Origin of the sequence: Actinomadura viridis (genome assembly GCF_015751755.1) — a bacterium.
In the GTDB taxonomy this organism is placed as follows: Bacteria; Actinomycetota; Actinomycetes; order Streptosporangiales; family Streptosporangiaceae; genus Spirillospora; species Spirillospora viridis.
Window position 1 is genome coordinate 7,534,266 of the sequence record NZ_JADOUA010000001.1, and the last position, 25,558, is coordinate 7,559,823.

At 73.8% G+C, this 25,558-nt stretch carries 23 protein-coding genes; 13 read left to right on the plus strand and 10 right to left on the minus strand.

Annotation, left to right across the window (positions count from 1 at the left end; genetic code table 11):
- Nucleotides 1–46 precede the first annotated feature (46 nt).
- The 5 genes from IW256_RS34205 to IW256_RS34225 all read right to left on the minus strand — a co-directional run bounded on the left by IW256_RS34205 (nt 47) and on the right by IW256_RS34225 (nt 5,369).
- Entirely contained in the window at nt 47–1,246 is a 1,200-nt protein-coding gene (locus IW256_RS34205) for a L,D-transpeptidase (protein ID WP_307829284.1), read from the minus strand.
- 207 nt (nt 1,247–1,453) lie between these two features.
- A complete protein-coding gene (gene fahA / locus IW256_RS34210) occupies nt 1,454–2,629 on the minus strand; it encodes a fumarylacetoacetase (protein WP_197014870.1) in 1,176 nt (391 codons plus the stop codon).
- Nucleotides 2,626–3,492, minus strand: coding sequence for a hypothetical protein (locus IW256_RS34215; RefSeq protein ID WP_197014871.1), 867 nt, complete (start codon nt 3,490–3,492; stop codon nt 2,626–2,628). The genes fahA and IW256_RS34215 overlap by 4 nt, the downstream gene beginning before the upstream one ends.
- The gene (locus IW256_RS34220; RefSeq protein ID WP_197014872.1) at nt 3,489–4,691 is read right to left on the minus strand and encodes a homogentisate 1,2-dioxygenase; all 1,203 of its coding nucleotides are present in this window, start codon (nt 4,689–4,691) and stop codon (nt 3,489–3,491) included. The genes IW256_RS34215 and IW256_RS34220 overlap by 4 nt, the downstream gene beginning before the upstream one ends.
- 102 nt (nt 4,692–4,793) lie before the next feature.
- Nucleotides 4,794–5,369, minus strand: coding sequence for a MarR family winged helix-turn-helix transcriptional regulator (locus IW256_RS34225; RefSeq protein ID WP_197014873.1), 576 nt, complete (start codon nt 5,367–5,369; stop codon nt 4,794–4,796).
- A gap of 309 nt (nt 5,370–5,678) precedes the next feature.
- Between IW256_RS34225 and IW256_RS34230 the strand changes: the two genes are divergently transcribed.
- A complete protein-coding gene (locus IW256_RS34230) occupies nt 5,679–6,539 on the plus strand; it encodes a DMT family transporter (protein ID WP_197014874.1) in 861 nt (286 codons plus the stop codon).
- 29 nt (nt 6,540–6,568) lie between these two features.
- Nucleotides 6,569–7,969 (plus strand): MocR-like pyridoxine biosynthesis transcription factor PdxR, encoded by a 1,401-nt coding sequence (gene pdxR, locus IW256_RS34235; protein WP_197014875.1) that lies wholly within the window; start codon nt 6,569–6,571, stop codon nt 7,967–7,969.
- A gap of 1 nt (nt 7,970) precedes the next feature.
- On the opposite strand, the gene IW256_RS34240 is transcribed toward pdxR, so the two are convergent.
- On the minus strand, nt 7,971–8,495 hold the full coding sequence (locus IW256_RS34240) for a DoxX family protein (protein ID WP_197014876.1): 525 nt from the start codon (nt 8,493–8,495) through the stop codon (nt 7,971–7,973).
- 76 nt (nt 8,496–8,571) lie between these two features.
- On the opposite strand from IW256_RS34240, the gene IW256_RS34245 reads away from it, so the two are divergent.
- From IW256_RS34245 to IW256_RS34255, 3 genes are all read left to right on the plus strand, one after another.
- The gene (locus IW256_RS34245) at nt 8,572–9,183 is read left to right on the plus strand and encodes a TetR/AcrR family transcriptional regulator (protein ID WP_197014877.1); all 612 of its coding nucleotides are present in this window, start codon (nt 8,572–8,574) and stop codon (nt 9,181–9,183) included.
- A 233-nt stretch (nt 9,184–9,416) separates the two neighbouring features.
- Nucleotides 9,417–10,448, plus strand: a complete 1,032-nt coding sequence (locus IW256_RS34250) for an ABC-2 transporter permease (RefSeq protein ID WP_197014878.1) — start codon at nt 9,417–9,419, stop codon at nt 10,446–10,448.
- 110 nt (nt 10,449–10,558) lie between these two features.
- Nucleotides 10,559–12,217 (plus strand): ankyrin repeat domain-containing protein, encoded by a 1,659-nt coding sequence (locus IW256_RS34255; RefSeq protein ID WP_197014879.1) that lies wholly within the window; start codon nt 10,559–10,561, stop codon nt 12,215–12,217.
- On the opposite strand, the gene IW256_RS34260 is transcribed toward IW256_RS34255, so the two are convergent.
- Complete coding sequence (locus tag IW256_RS34260) at nt 12,210–12,800, minus strand: TetR/AcrR family transcriptional regulator (protein WP_197014880.1); 591 nt, start codon at nt 12,798–12,800, stop codon at nt 12,210–12,212. The two genes, IW256_RS34255 and IW256_RS34260, sit on opposite strands and share 8 nt — an antisense overlap.
- Before the next feature lie 126 nt (nt 12,801–12,926).
- Here IW256_RS34260 and IW256_RS34265 point away from each other — a divergent pair, with 126 nt between their 5' ends.
- Both IW256_RS34265 and IW256_RS34270 read left to right on the plus strand, forming a co-directional pair.
- Nucleotides 12,927–14,501 (plus strand): MFS transporter, encoded by a 1,575-nt coding sequence (locus IW256_RS34265; protein WP_475652142.1) that lies wholly within the window; start codon nt 12,927–12,929, stop codon nt 14,499–14,501.
- 95 nt (nt 14,502–14,596) lie between these two features.
- Nucleotides 14,597–16,216, plus strand: a complete 1,620-nt coding sequence (locus IW256_RS34270) for an AMP-binding protein (protein WP_197014881.1) — start codon at nt 14,597–14,599, stop codon at nt 16,214–16,216.
- 8 nt (nt 16,217–16,224) lie between these two features.
- Here the strand turns inward: IW256_RS34270 and IW256_RS34275 are convergent, their stop codons facing one another.
- Complete coding sequence (locus IW256_RS34275; RefSeq protein ID WP_231404048.1) at nt 16,225–16,626, minus strand: ATP-binding protein; 402 nt, start codon at nt 16,624–16,626, stop codon at nt 16,225–16,227.
- A gap of 417 nt (nt 16,627–17,043) precedes the next feature.
- Nucleotides 17,044–18,093 carry a cobalt-precorrin-5B (C(1))-methyltransferase gene (locus IW256_RS34280; protein WP_197014882.1) on the minus strand — a complete coding sequence of 350 codons (1,050 nt, stop codon included), beginning with the start codon at nt 18,091–18,093 and terminating at the stop codon, nt 17,044–17,046.
- A gap of 18 nt (nt 18,094–18,111) precedes the next feature.
- Between IW256_RS34280 and IW256_RS34285 the strand changes: the two genes are divergently transcribed.
- Nucleotides 18,112–18,846: a cobalt-precorrin-6A reductase gene (locus IW256_RS34285; protein ID WP_197014883.1), complete on the plus strand. Its 735-nt coding sequence runs from the start codon at nt 18,112–18,114 to the stop codon at nt 18,844–18,846.
- Nucleotides 18,847–18,873: 27 nt separating this feature from the next.
- Here the strand turns inward: IW256_RS34285 and IW256_RS42495 are convergent, their stop codons facing one another.
- Nucleotides 18,874–20,169: a PucR family transcriptional regulator gene (locus IW256_RS42495; protein ID WP_197014884.1), complete on the minus strand. Its 1,296-nt coding sequence runs from the start codon at nt 20,167–20,169 to the stop codon at nt 18,874–18,876.
- A gap of 254 nt (nt 20,170–20,423) precedes the next feature.
- Here IW256_RS42495 and IW256_RS34295 point away from each other — a divergent pair, with 254 nt between their 5' ends.
- The 5 genes from IW256_RS34295 to IW256_RS34315 all read left to right on the plus strand — a co-directional run bounded on the left by IW256_RS34295 (nt 20,424) and on the right by IW256_RS34315 (nt 25,500).
- The gene (locus tag IW256_RS34295; protein ID WP_197014885.1) at nt 20,424–21,224 is read left to right on the plus strand and encodes an ABC transporter ATP-binding protein; all 801 of its coding nucleotides are present in this window, start codon (nt 20,424–20,426) and stop codon (nt 21,222–21,224) included.
- 71 nt (nt 21,225–21,295) lie between these two features.
- On the plus strand, nt 21,296–22,153 hold the full coding sequence (locus IW256_RS34300) for an ABC transporter ATP-binding protein (protein WP_197016728.1): 858 nt from the start codon (nt 21,296–21,298) through the stop codon (nt 22,151–22,153).
- Nucleotides 22,150–23,049 carry a branched-chain amino acid ABC transporter permease gene (locus IW256_RS34305; protein ID WP_197014886.1) on the plus strand — a complete coding sequence of 300 codons (900 nt, stop codon included), beginning with the start codon at nt 22,150–22,152 and terminating at the stop codon, nt 23,047–23,049. The genes IW256_RS34300 and IW256_RS34305 overlap by 4 nt, the downstream gene beginning before the upstream one ends.
- On the plus strand, nt 23,042–24,232 hold the full coding sequence (locus IW256_RS34310) for a branched-chain amino acid ABC transporter permease (RefSeq protein ID WP_307829285.1): 1,191 nt from the start codon (nt 23,042–23,044) through the stop codon (nt 24,230–24,232). Before IW256_RS34305 ends, IW256_RS34310 begins: the two co-directional genes overlap by 8 nt.
- Nucleotides 24,229–25,500 carry an ABC transporter substrate-binding protein gene (locus IW256_RS34315; RefSeq protein ID WP_197014887.1) on the plus strand — a complete coding sequence of 424 codons (1,272 nt, stop codon included), beginning with the start codon at nt 24,229–24,231 and terminating at the stop codon, nt 25,498–25,500. Before IW256_RS34310 ends, IW256_RS34315 begins: the two co-directional genes overlap by 4 nt.
- Nucleotides 25,501–25,558 lie beyond the last annotated feature (58 nt).

A 25,558-nucleotide genomic window follows, 5' to 3' on the forward strand; every position in this document is an offset into this window, starting at 1 on the left:
CGGTTCGAGGACCGGCCGCGGCCCGTTCGCGGAGAGTAGGTGGGGGTCAGGCGAGCGCGCTGCCCTTCTTCCACGTCTCGAAAGGCAGCTGCCAGAACGACCAGCCGTTGTCCCACTGCAGCTTGCGGTTGGTGCCCTTGATGTCGACCACGTCGCCCGGCTGCGCGTTCTTGTAGAACCAGATCGCGTCGGCGGAGCCCTGCCGGACGCAGCCATGGCTGCAGTTGGCCTTGCCCAGGCAGTACTCCTGGCCGGAGGTCTGGTGCAGGTACTCGCCGCTGTTGGAGATGCGGACCGCCCAGCCGATCATCTCGTCGTAGTAGCCGGGGTCGCCCTTCTTGCGTCCCGGGGAGATCATGCGGACCGGGTTGTCCTTCTCCATGGTCAGGTGCACGCCGCTGGTGGTCGTGTACTCCATGGTGCTGGCGTTGCCGCCGCTGACCGGGACGGTCCGGGCCTTCTTCCCGTCGACGGTCACGACCATCTTGTGCTTCTTCATGTTGATCTTCGAGATCCGGGCCGCGCCGATCTGGAAGGTACGGGAGAGGTTCTTGGTCCCGTAGACGTTCTTGGCGGCGCGCACGCCGGCCAGCCGGACGTTCACGGTGACCTTCTGGTGGGCCGGCCAGTACGTCTTGGTCCGGTAGATCACCTTCTGGTCGCCGACCCAGCGCCAGGCGCCCTCGACCGGCTTCTCGGCCTTGACCTCCAGGGCCTTCTCGACCGCGGCCTTGTTGTGCACGGCGCGGTCGAAGTCCAGGATGATCGGCATTCCGACGCCGTAGGTCTTGCCCTGGTTGCCCTGCAGGATCCAGTCCAGCGAGGCGCCGATGGTCGCCTCGGGCTTGAGGGTCTTGAACGTGCTGCCGGCCTGCGAGGTCGTGCCGATGGAGTTCTTGGCGGTGGCGTTCACCGTGTAGGAGGTGGACGGGCGCAGCGTCCACCGCGACCGCCATTCGGTCTTCTGGGCGTTGAAGGCGCCTTCCACCGGTTTCCCGCCGGCCTGGACGCTCACCGTCTCCAGGGTGCCGCCGGCCGCCTTGACCACGACACCGCGGTCGGGCCTGGCCTTCTCGGTCCCCTGGGCGGGGGTGATCGTCACGGTGGCCGGGGCCACCTGCGTGTCGCCCGCGGCCGTGGTCCCCTCACGGCTTGAACTGCAGGCGGTCAGCGCCAGCGAAGAGGCCGCCAGAAGCGCGACCGCCCAACGTCGATTGCTCTTGAGGTTCATCTTTACCTGTGCCACCCCGAGCCGGCTCCTCATGTCCAAAAGAAGGCCGTTATTTGATGATGTTGAGAAAAATACCCGGTTGGAAGGGGCGTGTCGCCTCTGACACAGGTTGCGATTTGGACTCAGATGATCACGTGAGGTGAGGGAGGGAGTGGACGGGGAACGAAGACCGGTTCGGGCCCGCCGGATTCAGCGGGTCCTCAGGCGGCGTTCAGCCGGTCTTCAGCTTCCGGCCGGGAGGACGCGGCCCCGTACCTCGCCGAAGCCGATGCGCGTTCCGTCCGCCCCCGGGGCGGTCGCGGAAATGACGACCTCGTCGCCATCCTCCAGAAATGTGCGCTTTTCTCCGTTCACTGCGACGGGCTCCCGCCCGCCCCAGGTGAGCTCGATGAACGCGCCGCGCTGGTCGCGCTCGGGGCCGGAGACGGTGCCCGAGGCGAACAGGTCCCCGGTGCGGGCCGAGGCGCCGTTGACGGTCATGTGCGCCAGCATCTGGGCCGGTGACCAGTACATCTCCCGGTACGGCGGGCGCGAGACGACCTGCCCGTTCCAGGCGACGGCGAACTCGACGTCCAGGCCCCACGGGGCGTTCTCGCGCAGGTACGGCAGGGGCTCGGGGTCCTGCGCGGGCGTGGGCACCCGCGCCGCCTCCAGCGCGAGGAGGGGGACGACCCAGGCCGAGACGGAGGTGGCGAAGCTCTTGCCGAGGAAGGGGCCGAGCGGCACGTACTCCCACGCCTGGATGTCGCGGGCCGACCAGTCGTTCACCAGGACGGCCCCGAAGACGTGCCGGGCGAAGTCGTCGCAGGGCACCGGCGTGCCCAGCGGCGAGCCCGCGCCGACGACGAAGCCCAGCTCGGCCTCGATGTCCAGCCTGCGGCAGGGACCGAAGCTCGGTGCGGCCTCGTCCGGGGCCTTGCGCTGCCCGCGCGGGCGGACGATGTCCGTCCCCGAGAGCACGACCGTCCCGGCGCGGCCGTGGTAGCCGACCGGCAGGTGCTTCCAGTTCGGCATGAGCGGCTCGGCGTTCGGGCGGAAGAGCCGCCCGAGGTTGGACGCGTGGTGCTCGGAGGCGTAGAAGTCCACGTAGTCGGCGACCTCGAAGGGCAGGTGCAGGGTCACCGCGCCGACCGCATGGACCGCCTCGTCCGGCACGTCCCCGGCCACCAGCTCGGTGATCCGCCGCCGCACCTCGACCCACCGCTCGTACCCCTGCGCCATGAACGCGTTGAGCGTGGGCCGCGCGAAGACGTCGTCGCCGAGCGCGAGCGCGAGGTCCACCACCGAGTCGCCCACGCGGACGCCGGCGCGGGGCGCCGTGCCGGGGGTGGAGAAGACGCCGTAGGGCAGGTTGGCGAGCCCGAACGGCGAGTCCTCCGGAACGGCGATCGTGGTCATGCGCTCTCTCCTCCTCGGAGGATCGACCCGGGCACCAGGCCCAGGCCGATCAGGTCGTTCAGCGGGTCGGTGATGCTGCACGTGCCGAAGGACAGGAACCGTTCGCGCACGGCGGCGATCCGTCCTCCGTCCAGGGCGGCGACGGCCGCGGCCACGGCGGCGCCGTCGCGCCTGGCCAGGATCGCGGCCAGCTCCCCCTCGGGGGCGCCGCCGAGCGCGGCGTCCACGGCGAGCATCAGGTTGAGGAAACCGTGCTGCTCGAAGCCGGTGTCCGGATCGGTGCGGCGGATCGCGTGGTGCAGCCCGGCGGTGGCCTTGAACGGGACGCCGGCCGCCACCACGGCCCCGATCGCGGCGGCCATTTCGGCCTCGTCCGGGTGGAGGGCGGCGGTCGTGCCGCCGGTGCGGAACTTGGCCCGGTACGGGGTGCCCGGCAGCGCGGCGATGATCTCCGGGCGGCGCTCGTCCCGGGGCACCTCGACGAAGACGGGGACCGCCGCCCCCGCGCGGTCGAGCGCGGCGAACAGCTCCGCCGGGGACGTTCCCGCGGGCACCGCGACCTCGACGCCCGCGAGCGGGACGGGCAGTGCCGCCGCCTCCTCCAGGACGGCGGGGACGTGCTCCGGGCCCGCCGGGACGGTGACCACGAGGTCGAAGCGGTCGCCTGGGCCCACGAGGGCGCCCAGGTCCGCGAGGGCGGGCGCGGCCACGATGAACGGGCCGACCATGCCCGCGTACGGGGCCGTCCTGTGCCGCCGGTGCGCGGGGACGGCATCGGGAAGCGGCAGGGAGCCGGGTGGGAAGACGGCCGCGTCGTCGCAGAGTCCGGCGGCGAGGGCGGGAAGGACGGGGAGGGCGCTCACTTCGCCCCGTCCGCCCGGCGTCCCGCCCAGGTCCAGGCGTAGCCGGGGTCCTCGCAGGCCAGGCCGCCCTCGCCCAGCTCCAGCGGGCGGAAGGTGTCGACCATGACGGCCAGCTCGTCGAAGAACTCGGCGCCGATGCTGCGCTCGTACGCGCCCGGCTGCGGCCCGTGCGGGTGGCCGCCGGGGTGGACCGAGACCGAGCCGGGGCCGATGCCCGAGCCCTTGCGGGCCTCGTAGTCGCCGCCGCAGTAGAACATGATCTCGTCGGAGTCCACGTTCGAGTGGTAGTAGGGCACCGGGATCGACAGCGGGTGGTAGTCCACCTTGCGCGGGACGAAGTTGCAGACCACGAAGTTGTGGCCCTCGAAGACCTGGTGCACGGGCGGCGGCTGGTGGACCCGGCCGGTGATCGGCTCGAAGTCGTGGACGCTGAAGGTGAACGGGTAGAGGCAGCCGTCCCAGCCCACCACGTCGAAGGGATGCTCGGCGTACACCAGGCGGGTGCCGTCGATCCCCCGGGACGTGCGGTGCTTGACCAGCACCTCGACGTCGGTCCCGGTGGCCTGCAGCACCTCGCCGGGGCCGTGCAGGTCGCGCTCGCAGTACGGGGCGTGCTCCAGGAACTGCCCGAAGCGCGACAGGTAGCGCTTGGGCGGGGCGACGTGCCCGGTGGCCTCGATGACGTACGCGCGCAGCGGCCCCTCGCCCTCGGGCAGCCAGCGGTGCGTGGTCGAGGTGGGGATGACCACGTAGTCGCCCGACCGGGCCTCCAGGGCGCCGAAGACGGTCTCGACGGTGGCCTCCCCGGACTCCACGTAGACGATCTCGTCGCCGGTGGCGTTGCGGTAGAGCGGGGAGTCGGCGGTCGAGACGGCGTAGGAGAGGCGTACGTCGGCGTTCCCCAGGATGAGGCGGCGGCCGGTCACCACGTCGGTGGTCCCCCAGGTCTCCTTGGGGAACAGCTCGTGCAGCCGCAGGTGGCGGGGCTTGAGCGGGTGGTTGGGCCGGGTCGCGGCGTCCGGCGGCTCCCAGGCGCGGGAGTCGACGATCGCCGAGGGGAGGCCGCGGTGGTAGAGCAGCGAGGAGTCGGAGGAGAAGCCCTCCTCGCCCATCAGCTCCTCGTAGTAGAGCCGGTCACCGTCCCGGTGCTGGGTGTGACGCTTGGGTGGCACGTCGCCGACCCGGCGGTAGTACGCCATGGCTGGCCTCCTCGCTGCCGCGAAACTAGTCAATGTATGTACTATCTTTGGCGCGGGCGGTGCCCGTCAACCCCTCGGCGGTCTACCCCTTCCGGGGGCGGATCAGCTGCGCTCGCGGACGTCGAACTGGTCGCGGTTGGCGATGAGCTTGTCCAGCAGCATGATCAGGATGCGCTGCTCGGTCTCGGTGAGCACGCTCGTCCACTGGTGCTCGCGCTCGTTCTGCGCGCGGAAGACCTCCAGCATCGTGGCGTGCCCGCGTTCGGTGAGCGACAGCAGCACCGCCCGCCCGTCCCGTTCGCCCGGCGACCGTGCCAGCAGCCCGTCGGCGACCAGCGTCTTGGCCAGGTTGGACACCGCCGCCCGGCTCATCCCGGCCAGCGTGGCGGCCCGGTGCGACTCCAGCGGCCCGGCCAGCCAGGTCACGAACAGCAGCCGGAACCCCGCCCAGGACAGCCCGCGGGGCCGGTGCACCGCGGCCTCCAGGTCGTAGGTGACGATCATCGAGGCGCGGTTCAGCGTGAGCAGCACCTGGGTGGCCAGCCGGTGCCGGAACCCGAACTCCTCCGACAGCCGGCGGTCGGCCAGCTCGACGAAGGACCAGAAGTCCAGGTCGGCCGGTCCGCCGTCACGGGCCGGCCCCTGGACGCGGGTGAGCGCCTCGTCGTCATCGGCCATGGCCACCACCCTAGTGGCGCGGCCAAGTTGATTCATGCATGTACTAATTTGCGCGGCCCAGCGCAGACCTAGTGCGGGCCAGTGCTGCGGGCCAGTGCGGACCGGCAGGGGGCCGGGCGAGGCCCGGTCCCGTCCCGAATCGGACCTGTTTCCGAAGCTCCGATCGGCCCTGTAGACCGGCCCGATCCGCCGCGACGATGACCGGGTCAGCACCACGAAGGCGAAAGGAAATGCACCCATGGGGCGCACCACCGCGGACGCCGGCCCGAGCGCCGTCCGGCTCACCTGCCGGGTGAAGGGCTGAACCCGATGGAAACGGCGATCTCTCTCGCGCTGGCCGCCGCCGTGCTCTATGGCGCCTCGGACTTCCTCGGCGGCCTGCTGTCACGCAAGGTCCACTACGGCCTCGTCGGCCTCGTCGGCCAGATCGCCGCCGCGACCGGCGGCCTGACCGCGGCCCTGTTCTTCCGCTCGGCGCCCGACGCGAGCGAGGTCCTGTGGGGCATGGCCGCCGGCCTGGGCGGGGCGCTCGGCACGCTGGCCCTCTACCGGGGCCTGGCCGCAGGCCGGATGAACGTCGCCGGGCCGCTGTCCGCCGTCGGCGCGGCGGGCCTCCCGATCCCGGTCGCTCTCCTGACGGGGCAGCGTTTCACGACACTCGCCGTCCTGGGCGTCGCCCTGGCCATTCCGGGCATCTGGCTGGTCTCCCGGCAGCCGGGCGCGCGGGGCTCCGGGCGCGCTACCGAGGGCGTCGGTGAGGGCCTGCTCGCCGGGGTCGGCTTCGCCGGGTTGTTCGTCTGCCTCGGCCAGGCGGGGGACGGGGCGGGGCTGTGGCCGGTGGCCGCGAGCCAGCTGACCGGTGCCGTCGTCCTGGTGACCATCGTGCTGTCCGGCACGGTGCGCGGCCACCGGTCCGGTACGCGGCCCGGCACCTGGCGGCGGCCGCCGTGGACGGCGATCTGGCCCGGCGTCCTGGGGTTCTCCGCGACGCTCCTGTACTTCCTCTCCGCCCGGAACGGAACGACGGCCATCTCGGCGGTGATCACCTCGCTCTATCCCGCCTTCACGGTCGTCCTGGCCGGCCTCATCCTGCGGGAACGGACCAGCCTCACCCACGGTGCCGGGCTGGTCCTGTGCGCGGCCGCGGTCGGCTCCTTCGCCGTCGCCTGAGTGCACGGCCGCGGGGTTACCCTTCGGCGGTGAGCGGGGTAAACACCGGACTGGTGCACGACTTGCTGCTGGGACTCGAACGGACCGGCGCCACGCCCATGCACCGCCAGATCGAGACGGCCCTTCGGGACGGCATCCGCGCCGGGCGCCTGCGGACCGGTACCTCGCTGCCCTCCTCGCGGCGGCTCGCCACCGAACTCGGCGTCTCCCGGGGCGTCGTGGTCGAGGCGTACAACCAGCTCGCGGCCGAGGGCTACCTGGTCAGCACCCCGGGTTCCTACACGCGGGTGGCGGCGGTGACCGAGCGGCCCTCGCCGGCACCCGCCCCGCGGTCCGCGCCCGGCGTCCGGCTGGACTTCGGGTACGGCCGCGCGGACGCGGCCGGCTTCCCCCGCGCGGCCTGGCTCCGTTCGCTCCGGCGCGTGCTCACCGGCATGCCGCACGACCGGCTCAACTACCTCGACGGGTACGGCGTCCCCGAACTCCGCGCCGCGCTGGCCGACTATCTCAACCGGGCGCGCGGCACGTCGGCGGACGCCGCGCGCGTCCTCATCACGAGCGGGTTCGGGCAGGCCGCCGCGCTGATCATCGGTGTGGCGGCCCGGCGCGGCGCGCGGCGGATCGCGGTGGAGGACCCGTCGTCCGAAGACGACGTGCGCTCGCTCGCCCGCCTGCACGGCCTGGACGTCGTGGGGATCCCCGTCACCGATGAGGGGCTCGACACCGCCGCGCTCGAACGCTGTGACGCCGACCTCCTCGTCATCACCCCCTCGCACCAGTGGCCGCTCGGCGGCGTCCTGCCGGCCGAGGGCCGTGCAGCGGTGATCCGGTGGGCCCGCGCGCGGGGAGCGATCGTCCTGGAGGACGACTACGACGCCGAGTATCGCTACGACCGCGCCCCCATCGGCGCCATGCAGGGTCTGGCCCCCGACGTGGTCGTCCACGCGGGCTCGCTCAGCAAGACCCTCGCTCCCGGGCTCCGCCTGGGCTGGCTGCTGCTCCCCCCGCGCCTGGCCGAGTCCGTCGCCGAGGCCAAGCTGCTGGCCGACCGTGGTTCACCGGCCATCGACCAGCTCGCGTTCGCCGACTTCCTCATGCGCGGCGAGTTCGACCGGCATCTGCGCCGGATGCGGCCGGTCTACCGCCGCCGCCGCGACGCCCTCCTCGCCGGGCTGGCCGAGCACCTGCCCGGCTGCGAGCCGGTCGGCGCGGCGGCCGGGCTCCACCTCGTCATCTGGCTCCCGGAGGGGCTTCGGGAGGAGGACGTGGTGGCGGCCGCCGCCGGACGGGGCGTCCGCGTGACGGGCGTCGCGCCGTACCGCCTGAACGGCCACGGACGCCAGGGCCTGATCCTCGGCTACTCCGACCTGAACGAGGGCGCCATCGCCGAAGGAGTGCGCGCGCTGGCCGCGGCGATGCGCGGCGTCTGAGTCAACGCGACAGCGCCTCCTGCGGCCGGGGTGAGGCGGTGGCGCTCCGGGCGGCCCAGAGCGCGATGGCGATGTAGACCACCTGCTGCGGGATCCTGACCCACAGCGGGGTCGGCGGGTCGCCCGCCAGCGGGACGTCGGCGACGGCCGCGTGGATGTTGGCCGGGAGCATCACCACGAACAGGGCGGCCAGGCAGTACCCGGCGGCCCTGCGCGTCCCGGCCAGGACCAGCCCCGCCGCGCCCAGCAACTCCAGCACGCCGGTCAGGTACACCATGGCGCCGGGGAACGGGACGAACGACGGCACCATGCGGGTGAGGTCGGCGTGGTTCGGCATCGTGGTCACGCTCTCGGGCACGAAGTGCGCGCTCGCGGTGAGGACGAGCATGGCGGCCATCCCGTACGCCGCGCAGAGCGCCCAGTCCCTGAACCGGCGCGCTCCCTGCGCCCCGGCGAGCCGGAATCCGAGCGTCACGGCCACCAGGGCCACGGTCTCCGCGCCCAGAACCGTACTGAGGTCTTCCATCGGATCACCCTTCCGTCATATCTAGTCATTGACTAGATTGCGCCCGCACATGCGGTCTTGTCAATGACTAGATACGATGGCGGTGCCCTGGACGGGGCCGGAGGCGCGGAGGAGGAGAGCGATCGACCAGCAGACCTACCACCACGGAAACCTGCGGCGGGCCGTCATCGACGCCGCCCTGGAGGCGATCGACGAGTCCGGCCCGAGCGGCTGGAGCCTGCGCGAGCTGGCCCGCCGCGCCGGGGTCTCGCACGCCGCGCCGGCCCACCATTTCGGCGACAAGGCCGGCGTCCTGACGGCCATCGCCTCGGAGGGGTTCGCGCTGTTCGCCGACGCGCTGGAAGGGGCGGGCGACGACCTGCTCGAGGTGGGCGTGGCGTACGTGCGCTTCGCGACCGGCCATCGCGCCCACTTCACGGTGATGTTCCGGCCGGAGCTCTACCGGGCCGACGACCCCGAGGTGAGCGCGGCGTCCGCCCGGGCCCGCACGGTCCTGAGGCGCGGCGCCCGCGCGCGGTCCCCCGAGGGCGCGGACGAGCGCACGGCCGGGCTCGCCGCCTGGTCGATCGCGCACGGATTCGCCGAACTGTGGCTGAGCGGCGCGCTCTCCGACCTGGGCGACTCGCCGGACGCCGCCGCCCGCCCCGTCCTGCGGATGCTCTTCGGCGGCGGGCGGCCCCCCGCTTGACCGGCCGGCCGTCCGCTCAACGCGCCGGAAGTCCGCTCAACGCCGGACGTCCCGGCGTGGACCGGGCCCGGCTTCCTCCGCACCGACCGGCCGGGCGGCTGATCGGTGCCCGCCACGTAATCCCACGGCCATTTCACGGTCGATCCTGATCGCGTCCGGCATATCCGGGCGAGGGTCACGGTACGGCTCCGGCCAGGGACTCCAGGGTGGTGAAATGGCCGGGAGCGCACACCATGGCTCATGAGGCAAGGCGCGTCCTGGCGGAACGGTGGGCCGCTTTCAGGCGGTCGCCCTTCCTGCCCGCGATCGTCCTGACGGCGATCCTCGCGTCGGCCGCGGGGCTTTTCGCGGGCTCCTACACCTACTCCATGGCCAATCCCACACCGCATGCGATTCCCGTCGCCGTAGTGGAAAGCGGCCAGGCCGTACGGAACGGCGCCTTCCTCGGCGCCATGGAAAAGGCGCTGAACGCCTCGGTGCGCGTCCAGCCGTACCCCGGCCCGGCCCAGGCGGCACGGGCCCTGGACGAACAGCGGGTCTTCGCGGTCCTCCAGTTCCGCGGTCCCGGGGCGGCCACCCTGAACGTCTCCGGTGCCTCGGGCGCCTCCGTGGCCCAGCTGCTGGAGCAGACGGCGCCGAAGGTGGGCGCGGAGACGGGCGTCGCCGTCGTGGTCCGCGACGTCAAACCGCTCCAGCCCGGCGACCCGCGGGGCCTGGCGGTGTTCTACGTCTCGCTCGCCGCCGTGATCATCGGCTTCGTGGGCGCGATCCAGCTCAGCGTCCATGCGCGGGCGCTGAGGGCGCTCGAACGGATCCTCTTCACGGCGGCGTACTCCCTGCTCGGCGGGTTCGCCATCGCCGCGGTGGTGGACTGGCTGCTGGGGGCCCTGGACCTGCCCTTCGTCGAGTCCTGGCTGATCCTGGCCCTCACGATGTTCACCTCGGGCATGGTCTTCACGATGTTCAACACCCTGATCGGGCGCTGGGCGATGCTTCCCACGTGGGGCCTCATGGTCATCGTCGGCAACCCGTCCTCGGGCGGCGCGGTCTCCTGGGCGCTGCTGCCGTCCCCGCTCGCCACGATCGGCCGCTGGCTTCCGCCGGGCGCTTCGGTGAACGCCCAGCACACCGCCATCTACTTCCCCCATCACCAGCACGTCTTCCCGTTCGCCGTGCTCGCGGCCTGGGCCCTGGTGTCCTGCGGCGTCTTCTGGATCTGGCGCCGCCGTTACCCCGGAGGCCGTGACGGCGGCTCGCCCGGCTGAACGATCAGCGGTCGGCGAGGTCGCCCAGCACGGGCTCAGGGCGTGCGGCGCGGGTCGATCAGGTCGATCATTAGGCTGCCCGGCGGGGAGAAACCGGGAGGGGACGATCGATGGGCGAGGTGGCTGTTTCCCAGCCGAGGCCGGGGACCGCCGCGTGCGGGCCGTTCAACCGGAAGTACGCGGCGTGGCGGGAGCGGGCGCGCCGGTACGGGGTTCCCCGGTGGAGGATCGAGCGCGCCACCGAGCGGAGGCTGGCCGGGGACTGGCGCGGGGCCTGCGACGCGGCGGGGGTGGGGGTCGCCTTCGACCTGGCCGTGGTGGCGGCCCGGTACGGGGCGGCCGTCGCGGAGGCGCTGGAGGACGACCTCCGGCACCTGGCGCCGGACCTGCTGCGCTGGCATGTGGAGCAGGACGCCCATCTGTACGTGCTGGCCGCTTACGGTGACGCGCATCTCCACCTGCTTTCGTCCGCCGGCGCCCGCCTGGGCTTCGGACGTCCGGAGGCGCGGCACGCATTCGTCGCGCCGCGGCACGTGTGGGACGTGCGGCGCGCCGGGGAGTTGCTCGACCGGCACGGCGGGCTCGGCCGGGCGCCGTTCTTCCGGGCGGACGGCACGCCGGTGCGCGGTGCCGGCCGCGGTGCCGGGGACGATCCGATCGGGCTCGCCGAACGGGCGACGCTGCTGCACGAGCGCGGCGAGGTCGAGGCGGCCTTCGCGGCGGTGGGCCTCGACCTGCGCCTGCATGAACGGTTCCGGGACCAGGAGCGTTCGGCGCTCGCCCTGACCCCGCTGGCGCTGCACCGGATCGAGCCGGAGCTGCGGCGGCTGGCCCGTGCCGGTGCGGGGCGCCGGTTCCTGATCCGGCATCACCTCCGGCCGACCCTGTCCTCGCCGGTGCGGATGGACATGGGCGTGGTGATCCTGGCCGTGGAGCTTCCGGAGGACGGCGGCGGCCCGCGCGTCACGTACGTGCGGTCCGCCGCCGACGTCGGGACCCGTCCCGGTAAGACCCCCGACCTGCCCGCCCTGTTCTGGCAGCGTTCCCCGGACCTCGACCTGGTACGGGCGGGACGCCTCACCCCCGAAGAGCTGCACCCCCTGGTACGGAAGGCCCTGTTCCCCGCCCGCCCCGCCGCGGACGGCCCGGTGGGACCGCCCGACCCGGAGGGGCCGCCGGTGGCGCGCGTCCGGTGCCGGGGGGAGTGGCACGAGGTGGCGTTCCGGAACGGCCGGTTGCACACCTGGCATGACGAGCACGAATGGCGGCGGGAGAGGGCACTGCGCGCGCTGGGCGGCGCGGTCAGGGGGTGCTTCGCCGTACGGGAGGAATGGGCCGGCCCCGGCACCCTGCCGCGTGCCCTCCGCGAACAGCGCCGGGAACTGTTCGCCAGGGTCGGCCGAGGCGACACGCAGGGCGTTCTGCGGCTGCTCGATCTCGGGTACGACCCCCATACGCGTGACGGGGAGCAGCGCTCGCTGCTGCACTTCCTTCACCGCCTGGATCATGAGGAGCTGCTTCCCCGGCTCCTGGAGGCGGGCGTGGACATCGAGGCCCGCGACGGCCATGGCCGTACGCCGCTCCTGGCGGCCGTCGACGACGGTGCTCGGGCTTCGGCCGTCCGGGCCCTGCTGGACGCCGGTGCGCGGGTCGACGCGCGCGGCACGGGACCCCTCCATCCGTACACCGTGCTGGATGCGATCGACCTGCGGAAGCGCACGGACCTGGACTTCCTCAGGGAACGGCTGAAGGCGGAGGGCCTCAGCTGAACGGGCGGGCCATCTCGTCGAGATGCTCGTCGACGATGGCCCGCAGCGGCCGGGGAGGCTGCTCCTCGGTCCAGGCGAGCGCGGCGACCCGGAGGGCGTTGAGGAACGCGGTCGCCATCACGCGGGGGCGCCGGCTGCTCTCCGGGAGCCCGTCGCGCTCGCGGATGAGCTCGGCGAGGCGGCGTTCGAACGTGGCGTAGTGCGCGAGCTGGCGGCCGAGCACCGACGGGTGGTTGCGGGCGAGCCGGGCCTGGGCGGCCCACCGCGGGTCGGGCTCGCCGTTCTTCTCGTAGCGGTCGTGGTACGCGGCGCGCAGGGCGGCCCAGGAGGACTCGCCGGCCGGGCGGGCGGCGAACCCCTCCAGCAGCTCGACCATCCGCTGCTCGTCGCCGTACAGGAGCGCGTCCTCCTTGCCGGCGAAGTAGTTGGAGAAGGTCCGGCGGGACACCCCGGCCGCGTCCGCGATGGCCTCCACGGTGACCTGGTCGAGGCCGTGCTCGATGGCGAGGCGCATCGCGGCGTCGTGCAGCGCTTCGCGCGTGGCCTCCTTCTTGCGTTCGCGCAGTCCGGCCGGGGTGCTCATGATGGGCCAGCCTATCCGGGGAGTTGAATCTTTCCCAGTGGGAAATTTTGCCCACCGGGAATAAGGTGGGACGCTGTCACCTTCTCTCTGTGTCGCGTCGTCCCTCAGGAAGGCAGTCGCTTGAGCGTGCAGACCTCGCCCGCGCCGATGTCGCAACGGCAGACCCTGGAGGCTCTCAGCGGGCTGCTGCTGGTGCTCTTCGTGGCCATGCTGAGCGCCACGATCGTGTCCACCGCGCTACCGGAGATCATCGGCGCGCTCAAGGGCAGCCAGTCGCAGTACACCTGGGTCGTCACCGCGACCCTGCTGGTCTCCACCGCCACCACCCCGCTGTGGGGGAAGCTGGCCGACCTCTACGACAAGAAGCTGCTGCTGCAGATCGGCATCGTGATCTTCACGTTGGCGTCGCTGGTCTCCGGGTTCGCGCAGAACACCGGGCAGCTGATCGCGGCGCGGGCGTTCCAGGGCCTGGGCATGGGCGCCCTGCAGATCCTCGCCCAGATCGTCATGGCCACCATGATCAGCCCGCGCGAGCGCGGCCGGTACTTCGGCTACCTCGGCGCGGTGATGGCGGTGGCCACCGTCGGCGGCCCGCTGCTGGGCGGGCTGATCGTCGACACCTCCTGGCTCGGCTGGCGGTGGTGCTTCTTCATCGGCGTCCCGTTCGCGGTGGTGGCGTTCGCGCTGCTGCAGAAGACGCTGCACCTCCCGGTGATCCGGCGGGCCGAGGTGAAGATCGACTACCTGGGCGCGCTGCTCATCGCCGGGGGCGTCAGCCTGCTGCTGCTCTGGGTCACCTTCGTGGGCGGCTCGTTCCCGTGGGCGTCCTGGCAGACCCTCGCCATGGCCGGTTCCGGGGTGCTCGTGCTGGCGCTGGCCGTCTGGGTGGAGGCCCGGGTGGCCGAGCCGGTCGTCCCGCTCAAGATCATCGCCCGCCGCAACACCGCGCTGGCGATCGTGGCCAGCCTGGCGGTCGGCATGGCGATGTTCGGCGGCGCGGTCTTCCTGGGCCAGTACTTCCAGATCGGGCGCGGCTACAGCCCGACCGAGGCGGGCCTGCTCACCATGCCGATGATGGCCGGGGTCCTGGCCTCGTCCACGATCATCGGCCGGCTCACCACCAAGACCGCCAAGGTCAAGCCGTACATCGTGATGGGCACGATCGTGCTGACCCTCGGCTTCGCCGGGCTGGGCTTCATCGACCACGACACCCCGCTGGTCCTCGTCGGGGCCGGGATGTTCCTGGTCGGCATCGGGGTCGGCGCCTCCATGCAGAACCTGGTCCTGGTCGTGCAGAACTCGGTGCCCCTGCGCGAGATCGGCGCGGCCAGCGGCGCCGTCACGTTCTTCCGCTCGCTCGGCGGGACGATCGGCGTCTCGGTCCTCGGCGCGGTCCTGGCCGACCATGTCGCGGACAACATCGCGCGGGGGCTGGAACGACTCGGGATCCGCGGTGGCGGGGACGGCGCCGGGAGCAACCTCGACATCGCCTCGCTGCCCGCACCGGTCCAGGAGGTCGTCCGCGCGGCCTACGGCGACGCCACCGGCCACATCTTCCTGATCTCCGCCGGGATCGCGGTGGTCGGCGTGATCGCGGCGATGGCGCTCAAGCCGGTCGTGCTGCGCGACGCGCTCGACCTGCCCGACGAGCCGGCGCCGGACGGCGTGCCGGCCGCGGGGGTCACCGCCGCCGAGCGCTGAGCGCGCCGGGGTTGTCACCGATGTGACAACTCGCCCCCTCGATACCTGGGTTCGCTCAGGAGCCCGCCCGCCGCCGTCCCCCTACGGTGCAGCACATGAGGGCACCTTCGGAGATCGGGCGGCGTGCCGTGACGGCCGGGCGGGTGGCGGCGATGATGGGGCGCAGCGGGCTCTGGCGGCCCGGCCCGCCGCACCGGGTCGCCCGCCAGCTGGCCGCGCTGCGGCGCTGGGGCACGCTGCTGGGCGGCACGGTGGTGTCGGCGGCCGGCCGCGACCCCGGCCGGGTCGCGGTCATCGACGACGACGGCGAGCTCACCTACGCGGAGCTGGACGCCCGGACCGACCGGCTGGCCGCCGCCCTCGGCACGCTCGGCGACCCGTCCCGCGTCGCGGTGCTCTGCCGCAACCACCGCGGCATGGTGGAGACGCTCGTCGCGTGCAGCAAGCGCGGCGCCGACCTGGTCCTGCTCAACACCGGGATGAGCACCGCGCAGCTGCTGGCCGTCCTGGACGGGCAGGGGGTCGAGGTGCTGATCGCCGACCCCGAGTTCGCCGGGTTCCTGGACGCCGTCCCCGACGGGGTACGGGTGGTGACCGCCCACGGCCCCGGCAACGGTCTGGAAGAGCTCATCGCCTCGGCCCCCGGCGGCGGGATCGAGCCCCCGCCGCGCCCCGGGCGGACCATCGTGCTCAGCTCCGGGACGACCGGCCCGCCCAAGGGCGCCGCGCGGCACTCCCGGCCGGGGATGGCGCCGCTGGCGTCGATCCTGTCCCGGATCCCCTACCGCGTGCACGAGCGGATGCTGATCGAGGCGCCGCTCTTCCACACGTGGGGCTACGCGATGCTCCAGACGGCGATCTCGCTCCGGGCGACGATCGTGCTGCGGCGCCGCTTCGACCCCGAGTCCACCCTGCGCGCGGTGGAGTCCACCGCGAGCACCGCGCTGGTCGCGGTCCCGGTGATGCTGCAGCGGGTGCTGGAGCTGCCCGCGGAGACGCGGCGCCGGTACGACCTCTCGTCGCTGCGGATCACCGCGGTCAGCGGGTCGGCGCTGCCCGGCGGGCTGGCCACCGCGTTCATGGACGCCTTCGGCGACATCCTCTACAACCTGTACGGGTCCACCGAGGCGTCCTGGGTCACCATCGCCACCCCCGCCGACCTGCGGGCCACCCCGGACACCGCGGGCACCCCGCCGCCGGGGACCCGGGTCGCGATCCTGGACGAACGCGGCGAACCGGTCCCGGCCGGGACGACCGGCCGCATCTTCGCCGCCAACGAGCTGCCGTTCGCGGGCTACACCGGCGGCGAGACCAAGGAGACGCGGGACGGGATGTTGAGCCTGGGCGATCTCGGCCATCTGGACGCGCGGGGCCGGCTGTTCGTGCGCGGACGGGACGACGACATGATCGTCTCAGGCGGCGAGAACGTCCACGCCGGCGCGGTGGAGGAGGCGATCGCGCTGCTGCCCCAGGTGCGCGAGGTCGCCGTGACCGGTGCTCCCGATCCCGACTTCGGGCAGCGGCCGGTCGCCTTCGTCGTGGTACGGCCCGGCGGGGAACTGGACGCCGACGCCGTCCGCGCCCACGTCCGCGACCGGATGGCCCGTTACGCCGTGCCCCGCGACGTGCACTTCGTCGAGGAGCTGCCGCGCAACGCCACCGGCAAGGTCGTCCGCGGCCGGCTCGCCCCCGCCGCCCAGGACGACCCCGCGTAGCACGCGGGTCAGAGCGGTGGCGCGGCCACCACGAACCACAGCCGGGTGTCGCCGGGGGAGCGCTCCAGCGCCCACTCGGCGGCCAGGGCGTCGATCACCGCCAGGCCGCGGCCGTGGTCGAGCCGGCACCGGTCCGGGTCCGCCCGTTCGTCGCCGGCCGGGCCGCCGTCGCGGACCTCCACCCGCACCCGCCGCCCGTCGGTCGCGACCGTGACCCGCACCGGCCCCGAGCCGTGCAGGACGGCGTTGGCCACGGCCTCCGAGGTCATCAGCTCGATGTCGTCCAGGACCTCGGCGTCGCCGACGACCTTGGCGGCGCGTTCCCGGACGGCCCGGCGGGCGTCCCGCCCGTCCCGCGGGTCGCCGGACAGCACCATCCGGTCACCGAGGACCTCCATCGCCGCGGTCATGATCGCCTGGCCATGACGGCCCCCCTCGTACCGAAGGACACAGGATCACCGCTCTGTGAAATCGGAAAGGCACATCGTGATCAACCGTCCCGGCGCGTGATGAGCGGCGCACCGGACACCGGACGATTCGCCGGGCCGGAGCCCGCTCTGGTGGCTGCACCACCGTACCCTCGCCGGAGGACGGAAACATCGTGGGAAAAGTAAACTTCGGCGGCCGGATTGCTCACTCGACTTCGTATCGCCGATGAGGCGCGTGAAACTTCCATTTTGCCAATTCACGAGCCGCCCTCCGGCCCTCCCCATGCTCACTCATTGACGCAGGAACGGGGCGGTTCTTCGACTTCGGCGGCAATTTTCTCCGCAACTCTTCGTGCGACTGTCCGGGTGACAGGTGACAAGTGCCCCGGAAGGCGGTTCTCACCCCGGAGACGCACCGCCGGCCCGGCCGACGATCGTCCCCGCGCGGTCGATGACCACGACGTCCACCTCGACCGGCGCGCCGCGCAGCACCTCCAGCGCGACGTCGCGGGCGCGGGCGGCGATGAGATCGCCCAGCGGCAGCCCGGCCTCCGTGCAGACGCGAAGGGCCTCCAGCGCGGTGTTGGACGCTCGTACCCGCGCCGCCGTCTCCGGCTCGCCGACCAGGCCGGCGAGCAGGGCGAAGTCCACCTGGGACCGTCCCGAGTGCAGGTCGAGATGGCCGGCCGCGAGCTTGGCGAGCTTGCCGACGCCCCCGGCGATGGTGAGCCGCGGGACGGGGTGGCGGCGCAGGTACTTCAGCACCGCCCCGGCGAAGTCGCCCATGTCCAGCAGGGCGTCCTCCGGGAGCCCGTGCAGCTCGGCGACGACCCGTTCCGACGTGCTCCCGGTGGCGCCCGCGACGTGCGTCCGCCCGGCGGCGCGGGCCACGTCCACCCCGCGGCGGATGCTGTCGATCCAGGCCGAGCAGGAGTACGGGACGACCACGCCGGTGGTGCCCAGGATCGACAGGCCGCCCAGGATCCCCAGCCGCGGGTTCCAGGTCCGGCGGGCCAGCTCCGCGCCGCCGTCCACCGAGATCTCCACGATCGCGTCGGCGTCCCCGAGCACCTCCCGCATCATCCGCCGGGGCACCGGGTTGATCGCCGGTTCGCCGACCTCCAGCGGCAGGCCCGGCCGGGTGACCGTGCCGACGCCCGGCCCGGCGAGGAACCGCACCCCGGTCCCGGGCGCGCCGAGCCGCACGGTCGAACGGACCAGCGCGCCGTGCGTGACGTCCGGGTCGTCCCCGGCGTCCTTGACGATGCCCGCGGTCGCGGCGCCGTCCGCCAGCTCCTCCACCGCCAGCGCGAACGCCGGGCGCCGCCCCCGGGGCAGGGTGATCTCCACCGGGTCCGGGAACTCGCCGGTCAGCAGCGCCGTGTAGGCGGCCTTGGTCGCCGCGGTGGCACACGCGCCGGTGGTCCACCCGTACCGAAGAGACGTCACGCACCTACCATGCACCCCGTGCGCGTACTGCTGCTCGGCGGGACCGGGGAGGCGCGGCGGCTGGCCGGGCTGCTCGCCGCCCGGCCCGGGTTCGACGTGGTCAGCTCGCTGGCCGGCCGGGTCGCCGATCCGGCGCTGCCGCCGGGCCGGACGCGGATCGGCGGGTTCGGGGGCGCGGCGGCGCTGGCCGCCTGGCTGGCCGCCGAACGGATCGGGGCGGTGGTCGACGCCACCCACCCGTTCGCGTCCGCCGTCACCGCCTCGGCCGCCGCCGCGGCCGGGGACGCGGGCGTCCCGCTGCTGGTGCTCCGCCGCCCGGGCTGGACGGAGGGGCCCGGCGACGACTGGCGGCGGGTGCCCTCGGTGGCGGAGGCGGCGGCGGACCTGCCCGGGGAGCGCGTCTTCCTCACCATCGGGCGCGGTGGCCTGGCGGCGTTCGCGGGCGACGCCCACCGCCGTTACCTGGTGCGCTCGGTCGACCCTCCGGAGCCGCCGCTGCCGCCGCGCACCCACGTGGTGCTGGGCCGGGGGCCGTTCACCGTGGACGGCGAGGCGGCGCTGATGCGCGAGCACGCCGTGGACGTGCTGGTCACCAAGGACAGCGGTGGCGCGATGACGGCGGCCAAGCTCGTCGCGGCGCGCCGCCTCGCCGTACCCGTCGTGATGATCGACCGGCCGCCCGCCCCGGACGCCCCCACCGTTCCCGACGTCCAGGGGGCCCTGGCCTGGCTCGACGCGCGGGCGGGCGCCTGACGCGCGGGCGGCTGACGCGCGGACGGCTCAGGCGTCGGGTGGGAGGCCCGGCGCGGGCTCCAGCAGCCGGACGGCGCTCAGCGCGAGCACCACCTCGGCCAGGTCGTTCGGCCGGGACAGCAGCCGCCCGGTGAGCCGCTCGATCCGCCGCAGCCGGTTGAGCACGGTGTTGTGGTGGCAGTACAGCCGGGCCGCCGCGCGGGACGCCGAGCCGTCGCACTGCAACCAGGTGGTGAGGGTGGCGAGCAGGACGTCCCGGTAGGCCGGGTCCAGCTCGTAGAGCGGGCCCAGGACCGTACGGCCGAGCCGTCCGGCCAGCCGGGGCTGGGAGACCACCAGCGCGCCGGGCAGCCGCCGGTCGAGCAGGGCGATCTCGGGCTCGGCGGACCAGCAGGTGCGCAGCGCCAGCTCGGCCAGCCAGCGGGCGGTGCCCAGCTCGGCCAGCGTGCACACGACCGGGCTGACCCCGGCGTGGGCGCGCGCCTGCGGGCGGAGCGTCTCGATCAGCTCGTCGAGCCCGGCGGTGCCGAGCGCGACCAGGGCGACCTGGGTGTCGGCCCGCATCCGCCAGATGAACCGCATCCCGCCTGCCTCGACCGGTCCCGCGGCGCCGGGCCGATCCGCGCCGCCGGGACGGCCGGACGGGCCGGACGGGCCGGACGGGTCTGGTGAGCCGGGTGAGCCAGGCGAGCCGGGCGGATCGGCCTGGCCGAGGACGACGACGGCGTACCGGCCCTGCTCCGGCAGGCCGAGCACCTCACCGGCGGTGGCGAGCAGCCCGCCGTCCACGCCCTGCCCCTCCAGGAGGGCGTCCACCACCGCGCGCGTCCGCTCCTCGCTGCGGCGCAGCAGGTCGTACTCGGTGCGGTGGTAGGCCGCGGCGGCGGTGCTGGACTGCTCGTCGATCGCCGACCAGGTCCGGGTGGCGTGCCGGATCAGGGTGGGCACGTGCGCGGGCTCCTCCTGGCCGACCGTCTCCACGACGGCCTCCCAGAAGATCTTCCCTGCCAGCCGGTACGAGCGCAGCAGGCGGTCCAGCGGCTGGCCCTGCTCGGCCCGGCGCCGGCCGAGGCGTTCGGCCCATTCCAGGTCGGTCCGGCCGCCGCCGGGGTCGAGGATCGCCTCCATCCCGTGGCCGAGGCCGATGTGGCACATCTGCCAGAGGTCGTCGCGCAGACCGGCCGGGCGGTCCCACTCCTCGCCGCGCAGGATCTCGGCGACCAGCCGGTCGGCGAGATCGGGCAGCCGGCCGGACAGCCGCTGGACCGCCTTGCGCATGATCGCGCTCCCGCCGCGGTCACCGGACGTCGTCCTGATCGACACGGGCACCTCCACCCCAGGGGTGGCGCCATGGTGCCATCGGGCCGCCGGATGTGACCAGACACCGGGGTCCCCCGAGGGGCGGATTGTGACCGCTCACAATCGCGGGACCCGCCCGTTGCGTCGCCTCCCTCAATTAGAACGACGCTCTAGACCGGCCTTCGGGTGCGCGCCGATCCTTGCCTCCCCGACTCCTCGTCCGAGCCCCAGGGAGGCAGAGTGCGCGTCCGGCGACACCGGCGCGGGAGGACCCGCGCATGAGTCCACCTGCACTGACCGTGAACGATCTGTCGGTCGACTACGGCCCGGTCCGGGCTCTCCGCGAGGTCTCCCTCCGGGTCCCCGAGGGCGGGTTCGCCGCCGTGCTGGGCGGCAACGGCGCCGGGAAGACGACCCTGCTGCGGGCCGTCTCCGGTGTGCTGCCGTTCCACGGCGGGACGGTGCGCGCCGGCCGGATCGCCGCGGCGGGGACCTCGCTGCGCGGGCGCCGGCCGGACCGGATCGTCGGCCAGGGCGTGGTGCAGGTCCCCGAGGGCCGGGAGATCTTCGCCCGGATGACCGTCGGCGAGAACCTGCGCGCCGGCGCGCTCGGCGCCCGCGACCGCCGAGCCGTCGCGGCGGCCCGCGACCGGGTGCTGCGGCTCTTCCCGGTGCTGGCCGAACGGGAGCGGCAGCGCGCCGGGCTGCTGTCGGGCGGCGAGCAGCAGATGCTCGCGATCGGCCGCGCGCTGATGGCCGGGCCCCGCCTGCTGCTGCTGGACGAGCCGTCGCTGGGCCTGGCCCCGATCATGATCGACCGGATCGCCGCGACGATCCGCGCGATCAACGGCGAGGGCATCGCGGTGCTGCTCATCGAGCAGAACGCGGCGCTGGCCCTGGAACTGGCCTCCCACGCCTACGTGCTGGAGGTCGGCGCGGTGGCGCTGGAGGGACCGGCGCCCGAGCTGGCCTCCTCGCCCGAGGTCAGGGACCGCTACCTCGGCGTCTCCACCGGGGCCGCCGAGGAGGAGCCGGTCGCGGCCGGACCCGCGCGCACGCTCGGCCGGTGGACCGGATGACCCCCGTCCCGCCGCCCGCCGCCGAGGTGACCGGCGACGACGCGCCGGAGCCGGTCGTGCCGGAGCCGGTCGTGCCCGAACTGGTCGTGGACGGGCTGACGGTGCGGTTCGCCGGGCTGACCGCCCTGGACGAGGTGGGCTTCACCGTCGCGCCCGGCAGCCTGCACGCGCTGATCGGCCCCAACGGCGCGGGCAAGTCGACGTGCTTCAACGTGCTGTCGGGGGTGTACCGGGCGACCGCCGGGAGCGTGCGGTTCGGGGACGCCGAGCTGACCTCCCTCGCCCCGCACCGCATCGCCGCCCTCGGCGTGGCCCGGACGTTCCAGAACATCGCGCTGTCGGGACGGCTCAGCACCGCCGCCAACCTGATGCTCGGCCGGCACCGGCTCACCCGTACCGGCTTCCTGTCGGCCGGGCTGCGGCTGCCCGCCGGCCGCCGCGAGGAGCGGCGGCACCGGGCCCGGGTCCGGGAGATCGCCGAGTTCGTCGGCGTCGACGAGCACCTGGACACCCCGGCGGGCGCGCTCCCGTACGGCGTGCAGAAGCGGGTGGAGCTGGCCCGCGCGCTGTGCCTGGAGCCGCGGATCCTGCTGCTGGACGAGCCCGTCGCCGGGATGAACGGGGCCGAGCGGCGCGCGATGGCCGCGACGCTGCGCCGGGTACGGGCCGGGCTGGGCCTGTCGATCCTGCTGGTCGAGCACGACATGGACATGGTGGCGCGGCTGGCCGACGAGGTCACCGTCCTCGACTTCGGCAAGCGCATCGCGAGCGGCCCGCCCGCCGCGATCCAGCGCGACCCCGAGGTGATCCGCGCCTACCTCGGTACCTCCGGGGCGGCACAGGCGGTCGCACGGACGGCCGAACGGACGGCCGCGCAGGCACCCGCGGACCCGCCGCGGGGCGAGGGCGAAGGGAGACCGGGCTCGTGAGCGGGTTCGCCGAGGTACTGGTCAACGGACTGTCCAGCGGGGCGGTCTACGCGCTCATCGCGCTCGGCTTCGTGATCATCTACAAGGCCACCGAGGTCATCAACTTCGCCCATCCCTCGCTGCTGCTGACCGGCGGGTACGTCATCGCCGAACTGCACGACGACATCGGCTTCCCGGCCGCGGTGCTCGCCGGCGTCGCCACCACGGCGGCCCTGGCCGCGCTGGTGGAGGTGCTGGTGCTGCGCCGCCTGAAGGCGAACGCGGCCGGCGGGCACTCCACGCTCAGCATCGTCACCATCGGCGTCGACATCATCGTCACCGTCGAGCTGACCCGGCGGATCGGCACCCGGGTGCTGCCGCTGGGCGACCCGTGGGGCGACCGGGTGGTCAGGCTCGGGGACGTCACGATCGCGCAGACCCGGCTGGCGGCGATCGCCGTCGCCGTTCTCGCGATCACGGCGTTCCTGCTGGCGTTCAAGTACACCTCGTGGGGCATCGCCATGCGGGCCACGGCCGAGCGGCGGGAGACCGCGGCGCTGATGGGCGTCCGGCTCGGCCGGGTCTCGGCGGGGGCGTGGGCGGTGGCCGGGGCGTTCGCCGCGCTGGCCGCGCTGTTCCTGTGCGTGTTCCCGACCCCGGGCCTGGACCGCACGACGTCGTTCGCGGCGCTCAAGGCACTGCCCGCGGCGGTGATCGGCGGGGTCGACTCCACCACCGGCGCCCTGGTCGGCGGGCTGCTGATCGGCATCACCGAGGCCGCGGTCGTCGGCTACCAGAACGACGTGCCGCTGCTGGGCGGCGGCTTCGCCGAGGTCGCCCCGTACCTCCTCATGACGGCGGTGCTGCTGGCCCGGCCGGCGGGCCTGTTCGGGACCCGGGAGGCCGCCCGTGTCTGAGCCCTCGAACCCCGCGCGGCTCCCGAACCCCGCACGCCGCCCCTCGTGGCGCGGCCCCCGGGCCCTGGCCCTGGCGGCGGGCCTGGCGGTCCTGCTCGTCCTGCCGTTCTACGCCGGGTCGTTCTGGCTCCAGGCCGGGCTGTTCGCGATGTCCGCCGCCGTCGGGGCGATCGGCCTGAACGTGCTCACCGGCGCGGCGGGCCAGCTGTCGATCGGGCACGCCTTCTTCCTCGCCGTCGGCGCGTACTCCTACGTGTGGCTGGCGGCCGAGCCGGAGACGGCGGCCGGGCACGAGCTGAGCGGGCTCGGGCTGCCCACCTGGCTCGCCGCGGTGGCGGCGGTGGGCCTGGCCGGGCTGGCCGGCGGGGCGTGCGCGCCGCTGGCCGGGCGGCTCAAGGGCGCCTCGCTCGGGGTGGCCACGCTCGCCCTGGTCTTCATCGGCCAGCACGTCCTGTTCCGGGCGGAGCCGGTGACCGGCGGCGTCAACGGGCGCGCGGTGCCGCCGCTGGAGCTGTTCGGGCTGCGCTTCACCGACGTCCCGCAGCCCGCGCTGGTCCTGGGCGTCCCGTTCGGCGGGCTGGAACGGCTCTGGTACCTCGGCCTGGCCGTGCTGCTGCTGTCGGCCTGGTTCGCCCGCGGCGTCCTGCGCTCCCGGCCAGGCCGCGCGCTGAACACGGTGCGCGACAACGAGATCGCCGCCGGGGCGCTGGGCGTGCCGGTCGGCCGGTACCGGGCCGCCGCCTTCGTCCTCTCGTCCATGTACGCGGGGCTGGCGGGGGTGCTGCTGGCTCTGGTCTTCCAGCGCACCGTGCCCGACTACTTCGGGCTGGCGCTGGCGCTGGACTACCTCGCCATGATCGTCATCGGCGGGCTCGGCTCGGTCGGCGGTGCGGTGCTGGGCGCGGTGTTCGTGTCCGTCCTGCCCTCGCTGCTCACCCGGTACGGCGACGCGATCCCGCTGGTGGCCGAGCCCGGCTCGGGCTCGGGGCCGTCGCCCGCCGAGGCGGCCCGGCTGATCTACGGCGCGGTGTTCGTCGCCGTCCTGCTCTTCCTGCCCGGCGGCCTGCTCGGCCTGGCCGCCCGGGCCCGCCGGCGCCGCGCCGCCCCGCCGCGGAACGGCCCCGGCGGGCGCAACCAGGCCCCGCCTCACACCAGTCCCGAGACCGAGGAGCAACCGGCATGAAGCATCCGACGCACCGACGGCGGTCCGCCGTCGCCGCCGCGGCCCTGTCCCTGACCGTCGCGGCCGCCGCCGCGGGCTGCAGCGGCAAGGCCGCCGGGGGCGGCGGCTCCGGCGACGTGAAGGCGGGGCCCGGGGTCACCAAGGACACGATCACCGTGGCCGCGCTGACCGACCTGACCGGGCCGTACGCCGCGCTCGGCAAGGGCGTGACGCAGGCTCAGAAGCTCTACTACGACCAGCTCAACGCCGCCGGCGGCGTCTGCGGGCGCAAGGTCGAGCTGGTCGTCCGCGACCACGGCTACGACGTGCAGAAGGCGCTGGCGGCCTACAGCGAGGTCGGCCCGCGCTCGGCGGCGCTGCCGCAGGTGATCGGGTCGCCCATCACCATCGCGCTGCGGCAGCGGGTGGAGAACGACCACCTGCTCACGCTGCCCCAGGCCTGGTCGCACACCCTGCTCGGGAGCAAGTACATCCAGCTCACCGGCACCACCTACGACCTGGACATCATCAACGGCGTCGACTACCTCCTCCGGGCGAAGGGGATCAGGGAGGGCGCCAAGATCGGGCACCTCTACCTGGAGGGCGACTACGGGCAGAGCGCGCTGGCCGGGGCCAGGTACGCGGCGGGGAAGGCCGGGCTGACCCTGGTCGAGCAGCAGGTCAAGGCCACCGACGCGGACATGACCGCGCAGGCGGGGGCGTTCCGGAAGGCCGGGGTCAAGGCGATCCTGGTCAGCGTCAGCCCGAAGCAGGCCGCCTCGCTGGTCGGCGTGGCCGCGGCGACCGGCCTGAACGTGCCGTTCGCGGCGAGCAACTCCGCCTACGCCCAGCAGTTGCTGGCCACGCCCGTCGGCCCGATCCTGCAGAAGGACTACTACGTGGTCACCGCGGGACCGCCTTTCAGCTCGGGCGGACAGGGACTGAAGAAGCTCGCGGGCGAGTACCAGGCGGCCTACAAGGGTGAGCCCCTGGACGCCTCGGTCTACTCGGGCTACACCACCGCGGCCATCGTCGGTGAGGCGCTGAAGAAGGCGTGCGCGAACCAGGACCTGACCCGGGACGGGATCGTCGGCGCGCACCGCGCGAACGCCGCGTTCGAGACCGGCCTTGGGGGCGCGCCGATGGACTTCACCCAGTGGGACCGCCCGGCGGCGCGGGCCAGCTATGTCGTCAAGCCCGACAAGGCGTCGCTCGGTGGTGTGAAGCTGGTGGAGGAGGCCAAGGAGTCCGAGCTGGCCAAGGGCTACAGCGCTTCCGCCGGGAACTGACCGGCGCGGAGCGGGGGCCGGCCGCCGTCTCCCCGGGGTCCCGCCGCGCCTGCTCCCG